Origin of the sequence: Mesorhizobium sp. WSM3859, assembly GCF_002295065.1 — a bacterium.
In the GTDB taxonomy this organism is placed as follows: domain Bacteria; phylum Pseudomonadota; class Alphaproteobacteria; order Rhizobiales; family Rhizobiaceae; genus Mesorhizobium.
Window position 1 is genome coordinate 34,638 of sequence record NZ_NSGG01000013.1, and the last position, 17,823, is coordinate 52,460.

The window sequence follows — 17,823 nt, forward strand, 5'->3', positions numbered from 1 at the left end:
TTGTGTGGACTTCTTGGCGCCGACGGGTTGCCGGCAGCTTCGCGATCTGAAACCCGTATGCCTCCTGAACTTTGTTCCGGCCCTTAAGCCTTGTTCTTGTTGTAGACGTCGAAGATGACGGCGCCGAGCAGCACCAGGCCCTTGACCACCTGCTGCCAGTCGACATTGACGCCCATGATCGACATGCCGTTGTTCATCACGCCCATGATGAAGCCGCCGACCACGGCGCCGATCACCTGGCCGACGCCGCCCATTGCCGAGGCGCCGCCGATGAAGACGGCCGCGATGACGTCGAGCTCTGAGCCGAGACCAGCGGCCGGCACGGCCTGGCCGAGGCGCGCCGCGATGATCAGGCCGCCGAGCGCCGACAGCACGCCCATGTTGATGAAGACCATCAGCGTCAGCCTTTCGGTGTTGATGCCCGACAGCTGCGCCGCCTTGGCGTTGCCGCCCATGGCATAGATGCGGCGGCCGATGGTCATGCGCTTGGTGACGAAGACGAACAGGGAGATGAGCACGCCCATCACCAGCAGCACGACCGGCAGGCCCCGGTAGCTCGCGAACTGGAACACCAGGAACAGCGCCAGCGCGCTGCCGACCAACGTCTTGATGACGAACAGCGGGAAGGGCTCCGCCTCATAGCCATGACGCTCGCGCTTGCGCCGCGTCCTGAAGCCGAAATAGGCATAGGCGAGCACCGCGACCAGGCCGAGCACGATCGTCGTCATATGCAGCGTCAAGCCGCTGCCGACGATGGTCTTGCCGGCGGCATTGACCGTCGGCGGGATCAGCGTCAGCGGGCCGATCACGTCAGGAATGAAGCCGGAGCTCAGCGCCTTGAAGCTGGCCGGCAGCGGACCGACCGACGAGCCGCCGCCAAGCAGTGCCTGGCAGATGCCGCGGAAGATCAGCATGCCGGCCAGCGTCACGATGAAGCTTGGTATCTTGTGATAGGCGATCCAGTAGCCTTGCGCCGCGCCGATCAGCGCGCCGACGATCAGGCAGACGATCGAGACCACCAGCGGATTCGAGAATATGCCCAGCGGCCAGATCACCATCATCATCGCCGCCAGCGCGCCGATGAAGCCTGCCACCGAGCCCACGCTGAGGTCGATATAGCCGGCGACGATCACCAAGAGCATGCCGAGCGCCATCACGATGATGAACGAGTTCTGCTGCACCAGGTTCGAGAGGTTCACTGGTTTGAACAGCGTGCCCGACGTCGTGTACTGGAAGAACAGCATGATCACGATCAGCGCGATGATCAGGCCGTATTCGCGCAGGTTCGTCGTCAGCGCCGAGACGGCGATGCGCTGGCCCTGCTTGACGTCCTCGGCTGTGCCGCTTTGCGGTGCGGGAGCGCTTTCTGTGCTCATGATGCTTTTTTTCCTTCTCCGCGAACGATGGCGCGCATGATTTTTTCCTGGCTGGCGTCGCTTGCCGCCATTTCGCCGACGATACGCCCTTCGTTCATCACATAGATACGGTCGGTGATGCCGAGCAATTCGGGCATTTCCGACGAGATGACGATGATCGCTTTGCCTTCGGCGGCGAGGCGGGCGATGATCGTATAGATTTCGTACTTGGCGCCGACGTCAATGCCGCGGGTCGGCTCGTCGAGGATCAGCACTTCCGGATCGGCGAACAGCCATTTCGACAGCACCACCTTCTGCTGGTTGCCGCCCGAGAGGTTGCCGGTCAGCTGATAGACGCTGGAGGCACGGATGTTGGTTTTCTTGCGGTAGTCGTTGGCGACGCTCATCTCGCGCATGTCGTCGATGACGCCGCGGCTGGAAACGCCGGAAAGGTTGGCCAAGGTCACATTGTGCTTGATGTGGTCGATGAGGTTGAGGCCGTAGGTCTTGCGGTCCTCGGTCACATAGGCGATGCGGTTCTCCACCGCCTTGCTCACCGATGAGAGGTCGAGCGGCTTGCCGTGGAGCGACACCTCGCCGGTGATGTGCCGGCCATAGGAGCGGCCGAACAAGCTCATCGCGAATTCGGTGCGGCCGGCGCCCATCAGCCCGGCAATGCCCACCACCTCGCCCTTGCGCACATTGAGGTTGACGTTCTTGATCACCTGCCGCTCGGCGTGGATCGGGTGGTAGACCGACCAGTCCTTCACCTCGAAGATGACCTCGCCGATCTGCGGCTCGCGCGGCGGGTAGCGGTCGTCGAGGGAACGGCCGACCATCGAGGTGATGATGCGGTCTTCCGAGATGTCCTTCCTCGGCAAGGTCTCGATGGTGCGCCCGTCGCGGATCACCGTCACATTGTCGGCGACGCGGCTCACCTCGTTGAGCTTGTGCGAGATCAGAATCGAGGTCATGCCCTGGCGCTTGAACTCGAGCAGGAGGTCGAGCAGCGCCTGGCTGTCCTTTTCTGAGAGCGAGGCCGTCGGCTCGTCCAGGATCAGGAGTTTCACTTCCTTGCTGAGCGCCTTGGCGATCTCGACCAACTGCTGCTTGCCGACGCCGATATTGGTGATCAGCGTCTTGGGATCTTCCTTGAGCCCGACCTTCTTGAGCAGGGCGGCCGTGCGCGTCTCGTTGGCGTCCCAGTCGATGACGCCATAGCTGGCGTGCTCATTGCCGAGGAAGATGTTTTCCGCGATCGACAGCATCGGCACCAGGGCAAGCTCCTGGTGGATGATGACGATGCCGATATGCTCGCTGTCGTGAATGCCTTTGAAATGGCATTCCTGGCCGCGAAAGACGATCTGGCCATCATAGGTCCCGGATGGGTAGACGCCTGACAGCACCTTCATCAGCGTCGACTTGCCGGCGCCATTCTCGCCCACGATGGCGTGGATCTCACCTTCCTCGACGCTGAGGTTGACGTTCGACAACGCCTTCACGCCGGGGAACGTCTTGGTGATGTCGCGCATCTCCAAAATCGTCGAGGCCATCGGGTCTGCTCCTTGGGCGCATGGCTCCGGATCGGACTCCGGAAGGGCTCATGCGCGAAATCAACATACTGCGGCGCGTGACGCCACAGAAGCCGGCAAAACAATACCGGGGTCGTTTTTGAACGAAAAGGGGTCCTGCGGCCGCGCAGGACCCCTTCCTGTAAGACTGGATTACTTCAGCTCTTCGGCCTTGATGTAGCCGGAGTCGACGACCAGCTTCTCGTAGTTCGACTTGTCGACCTCAACCGGCGTCAGCAGGATCGAGGGAACGACCTTGACGTCGTTGTTGTAGGTCTTGGTGTCGAGGCCCTCAGGCTTGCCGCCGGAGAGCACCTTGTCGACCAGCTCCACGGTCGACTTGGCAAGGTCGCGGGTGTCCTTGAACACCGTCGAATACTGCTCGCCCGAGATGATCAGCTTGACCGAGGCGGTCTCGGCGTCCTGGCCGGTCACGATCGGCCAAGGCTGAGCGTCCGTGCCGTAGCCGACGGCGCGCAGCGAGGCGGTGATGCCGCGCGACAGGCCGTCATAAGGCGACAGAACGCCGTCGACGCGGCTGCCGTCCGAGTAGTTGGCCGAGAGCAGGTTGTCCATGCGGGCCTGAGCGGTGGCGGCGAGCCAGCGCAGCGTGCCGACCTTGTCCATGCCCATCTGGCCGGACTTGATCTTGATCGAGCCGTCATCGATCAGCGGCTGCAGGACCGACATCGCGCCGTTGTAGAAGAAGAAGGCGTTGTTGTCGTCCGGCGAGCCGCCGAACAGCTCAACGTTCCACGGCTTGGTGTTCGGGAAGCGCTCCTTGAGGCCCTTGACCAGCGAGTTCGCCTGGATCACGCCGACGCCGAAATTGTCGAAAGTGGTGTAGTAGTCGACATTCGGGGTCTTCTTGATCAGGCGGTCATAGGCGACGACGACGACGCCCGCGTCATTGGCCTTCTGCAGGGCGTCCGCCATAGTGGTGCCGTCGATCGAGGCGATGATCAGCGCCTTCGGGCCCTTGGTGATTTCATTTTCCAGCTGGCTGAGCTGGTTCGGGATATCGTCCTGCGCGTATTGCAGGTCGACGGTGTAGCCGAGCTTCTCGAGCTGGGACTTGACGGCATCGCCGTCGTTGATCCAGCGCTGCGAGGTCTTGGTCGGCATTAGCACACCGATGAGGCCCTTGTCGGCCGCGTGCGCCGAATAGCTCATGGCGGCAATGCCAAGGGCCGCCACGGCGGCCAGCGTCTTGATGATCTTCACGATTACTCTCCCTGGTTGATGGTCGCGACCTCGGGGCTTCGCGGGCCGCGCAGCCGGGCAGATGCGCTGGCGCGCCTCTGTCGGCTTTATCGATCTCCGGTATCCTCCCAATCGGCCCCGCGACGCAGTTCAATCGATACGAATTCGCTCGTTACCGACCCCTGCGCCTTGGAACGCGCGAAGGGTGGGTCCCTTTGACATAACTGTCAAATGCGATCTTTGGTGGTTGCTATATCGAAACTGATATGGCTTAGAGGGTTGAAAGGAAACCCGCTTCGGAGGTTCAGGATCATGGCGGCAATGCAAGATTTCGGCGCGATTTCAGGTGGTTACGACAAATTGCCGGGAGACGGCGAGACGCTGCTGCGCAGCGGCCTGAGCCTCCGCCACATGCGCATGATCACCGCGCTGGATGATCACGGACGGGTGAGCGCCGCAGCGCAGGTCATGAACACCTCGCAGCCGGCCGCCTCGCGCATGATCGCCGAGATGGAGGCGGTGCTCGACGTCAAATTGTGCGAGCGGCTGCCGCGCGGCGTGACGCTGACCCCTTATGGCAAGGCGCTCGCGCGGCGCGCCCGCTCGATCCTGCTCGAGATGCGGGAGGCCGACCGCGAGATTGCCGAGCTCAAGGCCGGCAAGGGCGGCTCCGTGTTCCTCGGCGCCGTGACGGCTCCGGCAATCGAGTTGGCCGTGCCGGCGATTCGCGAAATCCGGCGCATCTATCCACGCATCGAAATCACCATGCAGGTCGAGACCTCCAACGTGCTTGCCCGCGAGCTGATCGCCTCGCGCCACGACTTCATCATCGCGCGCATTCCCGACGACCTTAATCCGCGGCTCTTCGAATCGCGCGTCATCGGCGTCGAGAAGGCCTGCCTCATCGTGCGCCGCGGCCATCCGCTGGCGAGCGGCAAGATGGTGCGGCTGGAAGACACGGCAGCCTATGACTGGGTGTTCCAGTCCGGCGGCTCGCCGCTGCGGCAGGCGATGGAAAGCAATTTTTTGAACCGCGACATTCCTCTGCCCGACCGCATCCTCAACACCTCGTCGCTGTTGCTCACGCTGGTGATGGTGGCGCAGTCCGACGCCATCGCGCCGGTCTCGATCCAGGTCGCCAGGTTCATCCAGGGGGCCGACGGGCTGGCCGGCGCTATCGACGTGGTTCAGACCGAGTTCGATATCGAGGTCCGGCCCTACAGCCTGATCACGGTCAAGAATCGCGTGCTCTCGCCCGCCGCGAAAATGCTGCATGACTTCATCTTGCGCGAAGTGGGGTGATGGAACGAGAACGCTACTTCTACGTTCAATCCGATCGGTCGCTCGCTGGAGCCCGTTGCGGGTGAGGGAAGAGCTGCTGATGCTCAACAGCTCGGGAGGTTTTTGATGGAACGTCGGTTATTTCTGACTGGAATGCTTGGCGTTGCGGGGGCGGCGGCACTTGCAAGCCTGGCCGGACCCAGCAAGGCGGTTGCCGGTATTCCCGAAGGCAACGGAATTCTCGATGAATTGGACAAGCCCGATCCGGCCATCCACGAGGAGGATGACCAAGATCTGCTGCAGCCGGCTCAGTACTACCGCCGTCGATACTACCGCGATCGGTACTACCGTCGCCGGCGTCGGCGCGTTTGGAGAAGGGTCTGCCGCCGCTACTGGCGTCATGGTTACTGGCGTCGCCGCTGCTGGCGCGAACGCGTCTGGATCAGCATCTGGCTGTAGCGCGAAAGCGGGCCTGAAGCTCGCGAATGTCGAATGATTGGCGGATGGGTCTCGCGCGGTCGTGCAGGACCCTCCGCCCGCCTGCCAAACTCGATGATCTGGAGCGGGTAGCGGGAATCGAACCCGCGCGTTCAGCTTGGGAAGCTGACAGGCTACCATTACATCATACCCGCGTCGGCAACCTCGTTACCATGATGCCGCCGCCGCAAGCAATCGGCAAAGCGGCGCTCTTATGATCGTAGCGCGGGCAGTTCGATGCGCACGCGCGCATCTCGCCAGCTTCCGTCCAGAATCCTGACCCTGCCGCCATGCGGCCCGGCGATCTGCCGGGCGAGGTGGAGGCCGGATCGGATGGCGTTCAAGGAAACGTCTACTGTTTGTCACTTCGCTGTCGCGACCGCGTCGGTTGTCGTAAAACGCGGCCAATATTTGGAAATCGCCAACTCTGCCCCCGCGGTGGAGAAATGACCGTAGTCGAAGTAAAGAAATCTGCTGCTGGCGTCGGCGTAAGAACAGCCTTTCCCATCGCATAGGAACGCCAGCGGATCGATGAACGTCGCGCCTTTGGTGAACGACATCACCCGTTCGTTGATCTTGGGGTCCATGGCCATGGGCCAGGATGTGTTTCCTCGCCCGGTGAAGAAGGCGATTTTCTGAACGTCGGCTATGAATTCCGGGGATTGGCCGATCACATATACACGCACGCCCAACTCACGGAGACGGTCGATCGTTTTCTGTAGACCGTCGAAACCTCTGACCTCGTAGTCGGTCCATCGGCCGCTCAAGATCACCGATTTGATTGCCGCATCGTGGATGAGTTTCAAGGCCCGCTCGTTGAAGCGTGTGCAATCCGGGCGGGCGTAGGAAAAGTAAGTCAGGTCCGGCGGGCAGCCCGCATAGGTGTACTCGATGACGTTCGCCTGAATCTTGTCCATGTTGGCATCGAGCCCGGAAACATAGTGCGCGGCAAACGAATCCCCCCACAGCAAGACATTGGTGGCAAAGCCGTGCGTACGGGTGCAATTGGCCAGGTTCCAGTTGTCTATCCGGGTCACGCCCTCGTTGAAGCAAACGCCGTTACGCCAGTCGCCGACGCTGATGCGCTGCTGCTCGAAGTCCGGAAACCGCTGTGCAAAGCCATTGCCCATGGCTCCGGCCAAGCCGAAAGCACAAGCCAGGACAATCGCCACGCTCGAGAAGGCGAAGATCGGCAACGGAGCGGTGAACGATCGCTTCTGTCGAAATGGCTGTTCGACATACTTCCAGGAGAATGTGGCCAGCACGACGCTTGCAACCACCAATGCGATTGTCGTCGTCGGGGCGATGGCCTGCAGCGAAAGATAGTGGGCGAACGAATTGATCGGCCAATGGACGAGATAGAGCGAGTAAGAAATCAGGCCGATCCAGACCAGCGGGCCAAATTGGAGTATGCGCGTGGCAAGGGTCGCCTGTCTCGTCGCGCCCGGCACATCCTGGCCCGCGTAGATCAGAAGGGCGGTTCCGACGCACGGAAACAAAGCGTTGTAGCCCGGAAACGGATCGCTCTCGGCAATCGCGAAGAATGCGAAGGCGATCAAACCGAACCCGGCCAGGCCGACCAGTTCCATCAGCCATGCGTTAGCCAGGGGTGGCGGTCTCTTCAGCATGAGCGCGGCGCCCAGCATGAGTTCCCACATCCGCGTAGGCAACAGGTAGAAGCCCGCGGTCGGCGCCATCGATGTCGCCAACACCGCCAGAACGAAGCTGGCAAGCATGATCGGCACCAGCACCGTCATCCATCGCTTCGAGAAATAGCGATAGATCAGGAACACCAGGATCGGGAAAAAGATATAGTATTGCTCCTCAACGGAGAGCGACCACGTGTGCAGCAGCGGTCGCAGTACCGCGTCGATGGAGAAGTAGTTTGTCGTTTTCCAGAAATAGATGTTCGACCAGAAGGTCGAGGTGGCTATCACGCTCAGGCTGAATTCGCGCAGGTCCGACGGCAGCAGGATGAACCAGGCCGCGATGCATATGAGGAGCAAGACAAAGAACAGCGCCGGCAGGATGCGCCGGCAACGGCGCCAGTAGAACCTGGCGATCGAAAACTGCCCCCGCACGATATCGTCCAATAGGCTTCCGGTAATCAGGTAGCCCGATATGACGAAGAAAATATCGACGCCGGTAAAGCCGCCCGGGAGAGCCGAGACGCCAAAGTGAAAGAGCACTACCGGAAGAACGGCAACAGCCCTGAGGCCGTCGATGTCACGCCTGTAATTCATATCCAACAACCAACCATCGGCAACATCCGGCGGCGCTTGCGCGGTCCCATGGAGCAACTCGATGGGGATTACTGCGCAAGTGCCGAAAGCGTGCGGCGATACGATTTGGGTCTGGCTTGCGGATCTCCAAAGATAGTCCCACGTCTAGGTTGCTGCGCTGCAACATCGGTGTCAAGCGAATATTAGCTGCGTCAAACGTAAGCAGCCCGGCTACGGCTCAAACTTCCCCGGCCAAAACTTGAAGCGGGGTCGGCAACTGCGTATTTCTGGACCTGCGGTCCGAATCGGACAGTCAAAATCTGGAGAGAAGCCTTGTCCGCACTGACGCGCTTTCTTGGCGACACGCCGCTCAGGGTACTCCTGAAGCTGCTCGTGGTCTCCTTCCTCGTCGGCCTCGTCATGCATGCCTTCGGCTGGTCACCGATGGACGTCTTCTACGGTATCCGCCAGTTCTTCGTGGATCTGTGGAATCTCGGCTTCCACGCCATCGACCGCTTCCTCGGCTATATCCTGCTCGGCGCCGCGATCGTCGTTCCTGTGTTCATCCTGCTTCGGATCGCCAGCTACAGGAAGTGGTAGGCAGTAGGTAGTAGGTAGTAGGCAGTAGGCAGTAGGCAGTAGTGTCGGGCGGCCACCTCGAAGAGAATGGCGTGGCGCGCGGCGAGTGCCGGCACATCGGTCGAGTAGCCGCCGCCGATCACGCCGCACAGCGGAACGCCGTGGTTACGGAAATGGCCGATGACCATGTCTTCGCGGGCGCTGAGGCCATCGTCGCTCAGCGCCAGCCGGCCGAGCCTGTCCTCGGCATGCACATCCACGCCGGCATTGTAGAAGACGATGTCCCAGCTTCTTTGCCCGGACAGTTCCGGCAGGATGGCGGCGAGCCGCTCGAGATAGGCGTCGTCGCCGGTGCCATCCGGCAAGGCGATGTCGAGGTCGGAGGCGATCTTGCGCACCGGATAGTTGCGCTCGCCATGCATGGAAAAGGTGAAGGCGCGCGGTTCGTCCTTCAGAATGTCGGCCGTGCCGTCGCCCTGATGCACGTCGAGATCGACAATCAGTACATTTTCGACGGTGCCCTCGGCCAGCAGCGCCAGCGACGCGACGGCGACATCGTTGAAGGTGCAGAAGCCGGCGCCTTGCGCCCGCCTGGCGTGATGGCTGCCGCCGGCGGCGTTGCAGGCGATGCCGTGTTTCAACGCCAGCCTGGCGGCGAGCACCGTCCCGGCGGTGGCGAGCTGTGCCCTCAGCGACACACGCGGGCCGACTGGAAAGCCGATCTCGCGTTCTATCTTCTCCGGCACCTGGCAGGCGATCACCTGGTCGACAAAGTCGGCTGCGTGGGCAAGCTTCAGCCATGATGCCGGCGCTGGTTCGGGCATTGAGAGCGCTTCCGGCGCGGCCAGCCCGCGCATACGCAAGGCCTCCATCAAAAGCGGATATTTGCTCATCGGAAAGCGATGGTTGACGGCGAAGCCGGCGTCATAGTCGGGGTGATGGACGATCTGTAGCGGCATGGATCGGGGGCTGCGCCAGGTTTGGAATTCGGTTGGCAGTCCGGCGGATGTGGTTGCGTGACGGCGGCAAACTGGGGCACATCGGGTCCTCGATCAAGCCGCAATCAAAAGGCAGCAATCCCCTTGGACGCGACTCAAGCCAACGCCAGGTCCTTCGCCGTCACCAATCGCTCGGTGCTGGCGATCGCCGTGCCGATGACGCTTGCCTATCTGACGACGCCGCTGCTCGGCATCGTCGACACGGCGGTCGTCGGCCAGTTCGGCGACGCGGCCCTGCTCGGCGGCCTGGCGGCGGGATCGCTGGTCTTCGACGTCGTCTTCACCACCTTCAACTTCCTGCGCTCCGGCACCACAGGCCTTGTCGCTCAGGCCTTCGGGCGCGGCGATGCCCTGGAAGAGCAGGCGGTGCTGTGGCGCGCCGTGCTGATCGCGGTCGTCGCGGGCGTCATACTTGCCGCCCTTTCGCCGCTCTTCGCCGAGGCCGGCCAATGGTTCATGGGCGCCGAGCCGCGCGTCAGCGCGGCGATGTCAGTCTATACCCGCATCAGGCTGTTGGCGGCGCCCTTCTCGCTGATCAACTACGCCATACTGGGCTACGTGCTGGGGCGCGGCGAGGGCGGGCTCGGCTTGATGCTGCAGGCGGTGCTCAACGGCATCAACATCGTGCTTTGCTTCCTGCTCGGACTCGAGCTCGGCTGGGGTGTTGCCGGCGTCGCCTGGGCGACGGTCACCGGCGAGTTCCTGGCCATGCTGCTCGGCCTTGCCATCGTGCTGAACCGCTTCCGCAAGCTGGAGCGGCCCTCGCGCCGCAGCATCCTCGATTTGCCGGCCTACCGGCGCATGCTGTCGCTCAACCGCGACATCATGATCCGCTCCTTTTCGCTGCTCGCCGCCTTCGCGTTGTTCACCAGGCAGGGCGCGCAGTTCGGCACGGTGACGCTTGCCGCCAACGCCGTCCTGATGAATTTCTTCCTCTTCGCCGGCTATTTCCTCGACGGCTTCGCTACCGCCGCGGAGCAGCTCGCCGGTCGCGCCATCGGCGCGCAGGCGCCCGCCCCGTTCCGGCAGGCGGTACGGCTGACGCTGATTTGGGGTTTTGGCCTTGCGGCCTTCGCCAGCCTTATCCTGCTGACCGCCGGCGCTGGTCTTGTGGCTTTGGTCACGACCTCGCCGGAGGTCCGGGAAGTTGCCGACATTTATCTGCCCTGGGCGGCCTTCACGGCGCTGAGCGGCGTGCTGGCCTTCCAGATGGATGGCGTCTTCATCGGCGCCACCTGGTCGCGCGACATGCGCAACATGATGCTCTTGTCGTTCCTCGCCTTCAGCGCCGCGCTCATCACGCTGGCGCCGGCCTTCGGCAACAACGGCCTATGGGCGTCGCTGCATGTCTTCCTGCTGGTGCGCGGAGTGAGCTTGCTTGCGGTGCTGAGACTCAGGGTGCGCACGGCATTTTAGCCCCGATTGGTCGGCTCCGGCCGGCGTTTCTCAGCTCCAGAGGTCGGTCGAGAGGTACTTCAGTCCGGAGTCGCAAATCACCACAGCGATCGTCTTGCCCGCTTGATCGCCGCGTAGGAGGCTCAGCGCGGCGGCCACATTCGCCCCAGACGAGAAGCCGCCGAAGATACCTTCGCTGCGCGCGAGCAGGCGCGCGGTCTCGCGTGCCTCGTTGCCGGAAACCTGAAGATAGCCATCGACGGGCGCGTTTTTCAGAAACGGCAGATCCGGCATGGCGTAGCCGCCGCCTTGAATGGGGTGTTCGGGCTGGGTGACCGTCTCGCCCGCCGCGGCCGAGGCGCCCTCGGGCTCGACGATAAAGCACTTGATCAGGGGATTGCGTTCCTTGAGCGCCCTCGCCACCCCGGCATAGGTGCCGCCCGAGCCGATGAAGTCGACGAATGCATCGACGGCGCCATGGCTGGCGTCCCAGATTTCCGGCCCGGTCCCGTGATAATGCGCAAGCCAGTTCCCGTCGCGGTGGAACTGATCGCCGCGAAAAGCGCCCCTTTCCGCCGTCACCGCTCTGGCGGCTTCCTCGACAAGCGCCAGATCGCCACCGGAGACCTGCCCCGGCACCGACCCTGGCAACTGGTCCACCAGGATTACTTCCGCGCCGAGCGCCGTCATCATGCGGGCGCGCTCTTCGGAGTTGCCCTTCGACATCACCGCGACGAAGGGATAGCCCCTGACCGCACAGACGATCGCGAGGCCCGTGCCCATATTTCCGGAGGTAAGCTCGACCACCGTTTGCCCCGGCTTGATGGCACCGGATCTTTCAGCTTCCTCGATTATTCCAAGCGCCGCGCGATCCTTCTTGGAAAAGCCCGGATTAAGATATTCCAGCTTGGCGAGGATTGCGCCTTTGACACCCCCCTGCGCCGTCAGCCTTTCGAGCCGGACCAATGGAGTTCGACCGATCGAGTCTACGACGGAGTTCAGAACCTCAGCCATGGCTGCCCTCCCGATTTCGTGGGAGCTTATCAGAGTCGTTTGGACCAGTCTGTGCAACCGGTATCGCGCAGTTCGCCAATAGATTTGAGCCGTTCCCGCTCCACGAAGCGCGCCATGCCGGCAACGATGCGCCCCGGCAACGCCGGCCCGGCATAGATCATGCCGGTGTAGAGCTGGACGAGATCCGCGCCAGCGCGGATTTTCTCCAGCGCCGTCTCGGTGGAGTCGACGCCGCCGACACCGATGATCGCCATCTGCGGTCCAAGCAACTTGCGCATCCGGGCCAGCACCGCGGTCGAACGCTCGAACAATGGTTTTCCCGAGAGGCCGCCGGTTTCATTGGCCACGCCGCCGCTCCGCAATCCGGTCCGCGCCAGCGTTGTGTTGCAGACGATGACGCCGTCGATCTTCTTCTCGACGACCTCGGCGGCGATGTCTTCCAGTTCCGCCTCGACGAGATCCGGCGCGATCTTGAGGAAGACCGGCGGCTGCGCGGCGGCCGCGGCGCGCGCGGCCATCACCCGCGACAACAATTCGCCAAGCTGCTCGCGCGCCTGCATGTTGCGCAGGCCCGGCGTGTTGGGCGAGGAGATGTTGACGGTGAGATAGCTCGCATAGGCCGCGAAACGGGCGACGCCGCGCTCGTAGTCGCCGACGCGGTCGGCGCTGTCCTTGTTGGCGCCGATGTTGACGCCGACAATGCCCGGCCGCCCCTTGCGCGCGGCAAGCCGCTTTTCGGCGGCCACATGGCCTTCATTGTTGAAGCCCAGCCGGTTGATCACCGCTTCGTCCGCCGTCAGCCGGAAAATGCGCGGCTTCGGATTGCCGGGCTGCGGCAGCGGCGTGATGGTGCCAACCTCGGCAAAGCCGAAGCCAAGCGCAAGCAGCGCGTCGGGCACTTCGGCGTTCTTGTCGTAGCCGGCGGCCATGCCGAGCGGGTTGGGGAAGTCGAGGCCGCAGAGATTGATCTTGAGCCGCGCGTCGCGCGGCGCCATTGCACCGACCGGAAGCCCGCAGCGCAGTGCCGCGATCGACAGGCCATGTGCTGTTTCCGGATCGAAGGAGAAAAGCAGCTTTTGGCCGATCCGGTCGAGCACGCTCATTCGCCCTCCAGCGCCGGGAATTCGTGGCCGCCGGCGCAGAGCGGCAGCGGCTTGACCCAAAGGACGGCATCGAGGCCGAGCGGAGCGTAGAGATGCGGGAATAACGCGCCACCGCGCGACACCTCGTATTTCAGCGCGTCACCCAGCTTCTTCCCATCGATGGCGATCAGCAGCAGACCCGTCTGGCCGGCGAAATGTTTGGCCGCCGTCTCGCGCACCTGCGCAGCGGTGGAGAAATGGATGAAGCCGTCGGCGCGGTCGATCGGCGCGCCGGTGAAGCGCCCGTTCTTTTCGGCTTCGCGCCAAAGCGCCTCGGGGGCGATCTTGTAGATAATCTGAGACATTCCCGCGCTATAGTCTGAACCGAAGGAGGGGGGAAGGCTTGAGCTCGACTCTTCCCCATTTCCGGCGCAAACCTGTGATAGCCCGCCTTCACTGGCTCATGGAGGACGATATGCGTCTGCAGCACATCCTGATCCCCGCGGCGCTTTGCTCATTGGTTGCCGCTTCCGCCTATTCCGAGGAGACCGACCACTACCGTTTGGAGAAGTCGGCCAACGGCTATGTCCGCATGGACACGAGGACCGGCGCCATGTCGATCTGCGAGGAGCGCACCGGTCAGCTCGTCTGCAAGATGGCGGCGGACGAGCGCGCCGCCTACCAGGACGAGATCGACCGCTTGGACAATTCGGTCAAGGCGCTCGACGCGCGCGTCGCCAAGCTCGAGAATTCGCTCTCCGCCCGGCTGGAATCGCAACTGCCCAGCGAAGAGGATTTCAACAAGACGATGGGTTACATGGAGCGCTTCTTCCGGACCTTCAAGGACATCGTCAAGGACATGGACAAGGAAGACGGCGACGGCAGCGGCAAGCTGAACCAGCAGAAGACCTGAGCCGGCGCGACCGGGCCGCCCCCTGGGGAAAACCCGACGCGCGGCCTTTGCCGCTTGAAAAAGCGCCGCGCCGCCGCATAATCATTCCGGTCCCCGCAAGAAGCACGAAAATGATGATGGGATCGGGGGAGGAATATTTGCCGTCGGGCCACACTTTCGTCATTGCCGACGACCATCCGCTTTTTCGCGGCGCGCTGAAGGAGGCACTGGCCGGCATCGGCGACGTCGCCGCCATCCATGAGGCTGGGGATTTCGAAAGCGCCAAGGCCCTGGTGCTGGCCAATGAGGATATCGACATGGTGCTGCTCGACCTGTCGATGCCGGGCGCCAGCGGCCTCTCCGGCCTGATTGCGCTGCGCGGCATCCATCCGGCGGTGCCGCTGGTGGTGGTGTCGGCGCATGACGATCCCGTCACCATCCGCCGCGCCCTCGATCTCGGCGCTTCCGGCTTCATCTCCAAATCGGCCAGCATGGAAGAAATCCGTGCCGCGGTGCAGGCGGTGCTCGCCGGCGATATCGCGGCACCCGCCGGCATCGAGCTCGGCGTCGAGCCCGACCCGGAGATCTCCGACCTGATCAAGCGCCTGCAGGCGCTGACGCCGCAGCAGACGCGCGTGCTCGGCATGCTGGCGGAAGGCCTGCTCAACAAGCAGATCGCTTACGAGCTCGGCGTTTCCGAGGCCACCATCAAGGCGCATGTCTCGGCGATCCTGCAGAAGCTGGGCGTCGACAGCCGCACCCAGGCGGTCATCCAGCTCTCCAAGATCGGCAATGACCCGGTGCAGCCGGTTGGCTGACCGCAGGCACCCCTCAGGCGAAGCTTTTCACCCTAAAGCGCGTCGCGCTGAACCGAATTCAGGCGACGCGCTTTAAGTCTTTGTTTTGATGCATGTCGTTGTCTGGGCGACATGCAATAACTGACCAGCGCGAAGCGATGATGCGGTCGCTTCGCGTCGGGTCGGTGGCCTGCGCCCGTCAGCGATAGTTTTCGACGGCGGAACCCAATTGCGACGAGGCATCATCCTCGGTCGGGCCTGAAGGATGTCGAGCGTGCCCGATCGCGGCGCCGAGACCCAGCGAAGCGATGGCCACCAGCGGAATGCCGGCGATCCAGGGCAGGCGCGGCGCCAGCGCATAGAGTGCGGTGCCGATCGATGGTCCGAGCGAGTCCTTGAGGTCGACCGCCACCGACGAAGCCGCCATATAGGAGGCGCGCCGCGCCGACGGCGCCAGCGCGTTGACGGCTGTCGGCACCAGCGGCCCGACCAGCATCTGCCCCACCGCGCAAAGGCTGACCGCCGCGATCAGCGACAGTATCGCCGGCGAGGTCGCCAGCAGGGCAAAAGCGGCGATGGTCGAGATGCCGGCGCCGGCTGCCAGCCCGAGGGCCGATCGTGTCTCGGCAAACCGGCTGACCAACATCTGCAAAGCGACCGTCAGGGCGGCCGCATAGGCAAACAGCGCGCCGACACCGGACGGGGTGAGCGTGCCCGCATCCTGCGCGTAGAGCGGGATGACGGCCTCGATCCAGTTGCCGGAAATCTCGAACAGCACGACCCAGGCGAGCAACTTCGCCATTCGGCCGTCGCGGAAAGCCGGCAGCAGCGCCGACAGGCCGTCCTCTTCCTCCGCTTCGTCTTCGGCGTGACCGCTGCCATGCGTTTCGGCGAATGCGACGAGCATAACGATGCCGCCAAGGATTAGCATGCCGCCACCGGCCAGGAACACGCTACCCAGCGAAACGAGCGCCAGCAGCGCGCCGCAGGTCGGGCCGATGATCTGCCCGGCGCTCGAGCTCACCCTTGCCATGCCGAACCAGCGCGGATGCGCTGACGGCTCGGTCACGTCGGCGATTGCCGCGAGGATTGTCGGATGCAGCACCGACTCGCACATGCCGGTCAAGAGCAGCACGATCGCCGTCGCGATGACGCCATGGACGAAGAACAGCGCGATGAAGCCGCAACCGACACCGAGCGACGACAGGATCAGCACCGGCCGCCGGCCGATCCGGTCGGCGATGCCGCCGATCAGCGGCGCGGCGACGAGTTCGCCGCCGGCGTAGCAGGCAAACAAGAGGCCGATGGCGCCGATCGGGATGTTCGCCTCGCTGCTCGCCCACAGCGGGAAGAAGGGCACCAGCGCACCGTCGGCGAAACCGGCGCAGAAGAACAGGAAGAGGCCGAGCAGGGCCGGGCGCGGCAGCCCCCGCCAGGCCGATGGGACGATGGTCATGATGTCACCTACGCGTCGAAGGCTCGAAAGCCAGGAGGCCCGAAGGCCGGGATTGCGCGTTGGTTGACGTAAACGCCTACGGCTGCCCGACGGACAGCATGGGTTTATTGTTGGAGCGTATTCAGTTCAGCCGCATCGACAGTTCCACGTCGTCGCCGAACGGCGTCGACATGTAACCGCCGGCCGGTGCGCGCACCCGTTCCAGATATTCGGGCGAGAAATCCGCATTGTCGGCGATGACCAGCGCGCCGGGCCGGAGCCGGCTCTCGACCAGGCTCAATATTTCCGGATAGAGCGCCTTGGCGCCGTCGAGCAGCAGCAGGTCTATCCGGTCCGGCAGGTCCTTGCTCAGCGTTTCCAGCGCGTCGCCCTCGCGGATCTCCACCAGATCGATCAGACCGCCTTCCGTCAGGTTGGATTTGGCCCGCACCACCTTGGACGGCTCGAATTCCGTCGTGATCAGGCGGCCGCCGCCATTGTCCCTGAGCGCGGCGGCGAGATAGAGCGTCGAGATGCCGAACGAGGTGCCGAACTCGACGATGATGCGTGCGCCGCTGCTGCGCGCCAGCATGTAGAGCAGCGTGCCGGTCTCCGGCGAGACCGCGAGCCACAGGTCCTTCAGGCTGCCGTAGAACTGGCGGTATTCGGTCTTGCTGTGAATGAGGCGCGTCCGTTCCTCGCGCGAGTACCGGGCGATCGCCGGGCTGGTCGCCGCATCGGCTTCCTTGAACAGGCGGGCGAGCAGCGGGGCCAAAGGGGTTCCGGTCAAGGTGGTCATGACTGTCTCCGGGCGGGTTCTTGTGTTGCATCGAAAAATACGAATAATCCTTCAGGTTTCCAATTCGCATTTCCGAGCGCGTCCGTGATCATTCGCCCAAGCCCTTCAATTTCCACCCGAAAACAGCCCAAACAGGCGCGCGCGACAGAGCTTGTCGCGGCCATTCTCCAGGCGGCTGCTCAGGTTTTGGCGAGCGAAGGCGCCCAGCGTTTCACCACCACGCGCGTCGCCGAAAAGGCCGGCGTCAGCGTCGGCTCGCTCTACCAGTATTTCCCGAACAAGGCGGCGCTGCTGTTCCGGCTGCAGAGCGACGAATGGCGCCAGACGACCGAGCTCTTGTGCGGCATCCTCGAAAACGTCGAGCTATCGCCGCTCGAGCGGATAAGAACGCTGGTCCATGCCTTCATCCGTTCGGAATGCGAGGAGGCAGCGGTGCGCGGCGCGCTGAACGACGCGGCTCCGTTCTATCGGGATGCGCCGGAGGCGCAGGAGGTGAGGGCGACGGCGAACCGGACCGTCGAGGCCTTCATGCGCGAGACGCTTCCTGACGCGCCGGATTCCGACCGCACTCTGGCCGGCGAACTGATGATGAGGACGCTGAGCGCCGTGGGAGCGGATTTCTCGGAAAAGGAGCGGACGGCCGGCGAGATCGAAGCCTATTCCGACGCGCTCGCCGACATGTTCTGCGCCTATCTCAAAAGTCTCGGCCATCGCGGCTGAGAG

At 63.4% G+C, this 17,823-nt stretch carries 17 protein-coding genes and 1 tRNA gene; 7 read left to right on the plus strand and 11 right to left on the minus strand.

The annotated features are described in order from the left end of the window. Nucleotides 1-83 precede the first annotated feature (83 nt). The 3 genes from mmsB to chvE form a co-directional block, all read right to left on the minus strand. Nucleotides 84-1,376, minus strand: a complete 1,293-nt coding sequence (gene mmsB, locus CK230_RS23895) for a multiple monosaccharide ABC transporter permease (protein WP_095819604.1) — start codon at nt 1,374-1,376, stop codon at nt 84-86. After that, nucleotides 1,373-2,908, minus strand: coding sequence for a multiple monosaccharide ABC transporter ATP-binding protein (mmsA, locus tag CK230_RS23900; RefSeq protein ID WP_095819605.1), 1,536 nt, complete (start codon nt 2,906-2,908; stop codon nt 1,373-1,375). The genes mmsB and mmsA overlap by 4 nt, the downstream gene beginning before the upstream one ends. 171 nt (nt 2,909-3,079) lie before the next feature. Further along, nucleotides 3,080-4,150, minus strand: a complete 1,071-nt coding sequence (gene chvE / locus CK230_RS23905; RefSeq protein WP_095819606.1) for a multiple monosaccharide ABC transporter substrate-binding protein — start codon at nt 4,148-4,150, stop codon at nt 3,080-3,082. A 291-nt stretch (nt 4,151-4,441) separates the two neighbouring features. Between chvE and CK230_RS23910 the strand changes: the two genes are divergently transcribed. Together CK230_RS23910 and CK230_RS23915 are read left to right on the plus strand one after the other, a co-directional pair. Beyond that, nucleotides 4,442-5,431, plus strand: a complete 990-nt coding sequence (locus tag CK230_RS23910; RefSeq protein WP_095819607.1) for a LysR family transcriptional regulator — start codon at nt 4,442-4,444, stop codon at nt 5,429-5,431. A gap of 105 nt (nt 5,432-5,536) precedes the next feature. Further along, on the plus strand, nt 5,537-5,869 hold the full coding sequence (locus tag CK230_RS23915) for a protamine-2 (modular protein) (protein ID WP_095819608.1): 333 nt from the start codon (nt 5,537-5,539) through the stop codon (nt 5,867-5,869). Between the two features lie 99 nt (nt 5,870-5,968). Here the strand turns inward: CK230_RS23915 and CK230_RS23920 are convergent. Both CK230_RS23920 and CK230_RS23925 read right to left on the minus strand, forming a co-directional pair. Continuing rightward, nucleotides 5,969-6,042, minus strand: a tRNA-Gly gene (locus CK230_RS23920). A 207-nt stretch (nt 6,043-6,249) separates the two neighbouring features. Beyond that, a complete protein-coding gene (locus tag CK230_RS23925; protein ID WP_095819609.1) occupies nt 6,250-8,130 on the minus strand; it encodes an acyltransferase family protein in 1,881 nt (626 codons plus the stop codon). Nucleotides 8,131-8,442: 312 nt separating this feature from the next. On the opposite strand from CK230_RS23925, the gene CK230_RS23930 reads away from it, so the two are divergent. Continuing rightward, nucleotides 8,443-8,709, plus strand: coding sequence for a DUF6460 domain-containing protein (locus CK230_RS23930; protein ID WP_095819610.1), 267 nt, complete (start codon nt 8,443-8,445; stop codon nt 8,707-8,709). Here the strand turns inward: CK230_RS23930 and CK230_RS23935 are convergent. Then, nucleotides 8,694-9,647 (minus strand): histone deacetylase, encoded by a 954-nt coding sequence (locus CK230_RS23935; RefSeq protein ID WP_095819611.1) that lies wholly within the window; start codon nt 9,645-9,647, stop codon nt 8,694-8,696. The two genes, CK230_RS23930 and CK230_RS23935, sit on opposite strands and share 16 nt — an antisense overlap. A gap of 117 nt (nt 9,648-9,764) precedes the next feature. Here CK230_RS23935 and CK230_RS23940 point away from each other — a divergent pair, with 117 nt between their 5' ends. Further along, a complete protein-coding gene (locus CK230_RS23940) occupies nt 9,765-11,102 on the plus strand; it encodes an MATE family efflux transporter (RefSeq protein ID WP_176480201.1) in 1,338 nt (445 codons plus the stop codon). A 30-nt stretch (nt 11,103-11,132) separates the two neighbouring features. On the opposite strand, the gene CK230_RS23945 is transcribed toward CK230_RS23940, so the two are convergent. From CK230_RS23945 to CK230_RS23955, 3 genes are read right to left on the minus strand one after another with little or no spacing between them, the layout of a single operon-like run. Beyond that, nucleotides 11,133-12,095, minus strand: coding sequence for a cysteine synthase family protein (locus tag CK230_RS23945; protein ID WP_095819612.1), 963 nt, complete (start codon nt 12,093-12,095; stop codon nt 11,133-11,135). Between the two features lie 29 nt (nt 12,096-12,124). Then, complete coding sequence (locus CK230_RS23950) at nt 12,125-13,198, minus strand: quinone-dependent dihydroorotate dehydrogenase (RefSeq protein WP_095819613.1); 1,074 nt, start codon at nt 13,196-13,198, stop codon at nt 12,125-12,127. Next, a complete protein-coding gene (locus tag CK230_RS23955; protein WP_095819614.1) occupies nt 13,195-13,542 on the minus strand; it encodes a DUF952 domain-containing protein in 348 nt (115 codons plus the stop codon). Before CK230_RS23955 ends, CK230_RS23950 begins: the two co-directional genes overlap by 4 nt. A 110-nt stretch (nt 13,543-13,652) precedes the next feature. Between CK230_RS23955 and CK230_RS23960 the strand changes: the two genes are divergently transcribed. Beyond that, a complete protein-coding gene (locus CK230_RS23960) occupies nt 13,653-14,090 on the plus strand; it encodes a hypothetical protein (protein WP_095819748.1) in 438 nt (145 codons plus the stop codon). Nucleotides 14,091-14,227: 137 nt separating this feature from the next. After that, the gene (locus CK230_RS23965; protein WP_095819749.1) at nt 14,228-14,887 is read left to right on the plus strand and encodes a response regulator transcription factor; all 660 of its coding nucleotides are present in this window, start codon (nt 14,228-14,230) and stop codon (nt 14,885-14,887) included. Between the two features lie 178 nt (nt 14,888-15,065). Here CK230_RS23965 and CK230_RS23970 read toward each other — a convergent pair whose 3' ends face one another. Then, nucleotides 15,066-16,322 (minus strand): MFS transporter, encoded by a 1,257-nt coding sequence (locus CK230_RS23970; protein WP_095819615.1) that lies wholly within the window; start codon nt 16,320-16,322, stop codon nt 15,066-15,068. 121 nt (nt 16,323-16,443) lie between these two features. Continuing rightward, nucleotides 16,444-17,100, minus strand: coding sequence for an O-methyltransferase (locus CK230_RS23975; protein ID WP_095819616.1), 657 nt, complete (start codon nt 17,098-17,100; stop codon nt 16,444-16,446). An 84-nt stretch (nt 17,101-17,184) separates the two neighbouring features. Between CK230_RS23975 and CK230_RS23980 the strand changes: the two genes are divergently transcribed. Continuing rightward, nucleotides 17,185-17,820, plus strand: coding sequence for a TetR family transcriptional regulator (locus CK230_RS23980; protein WP_095819617.1), 636 nt, complete (start codon nt 17,185-17,187; stop codon nt 17,818-17,820). Nucleotides 17,821-17,823: the final 3 nt, after the last annotated feature.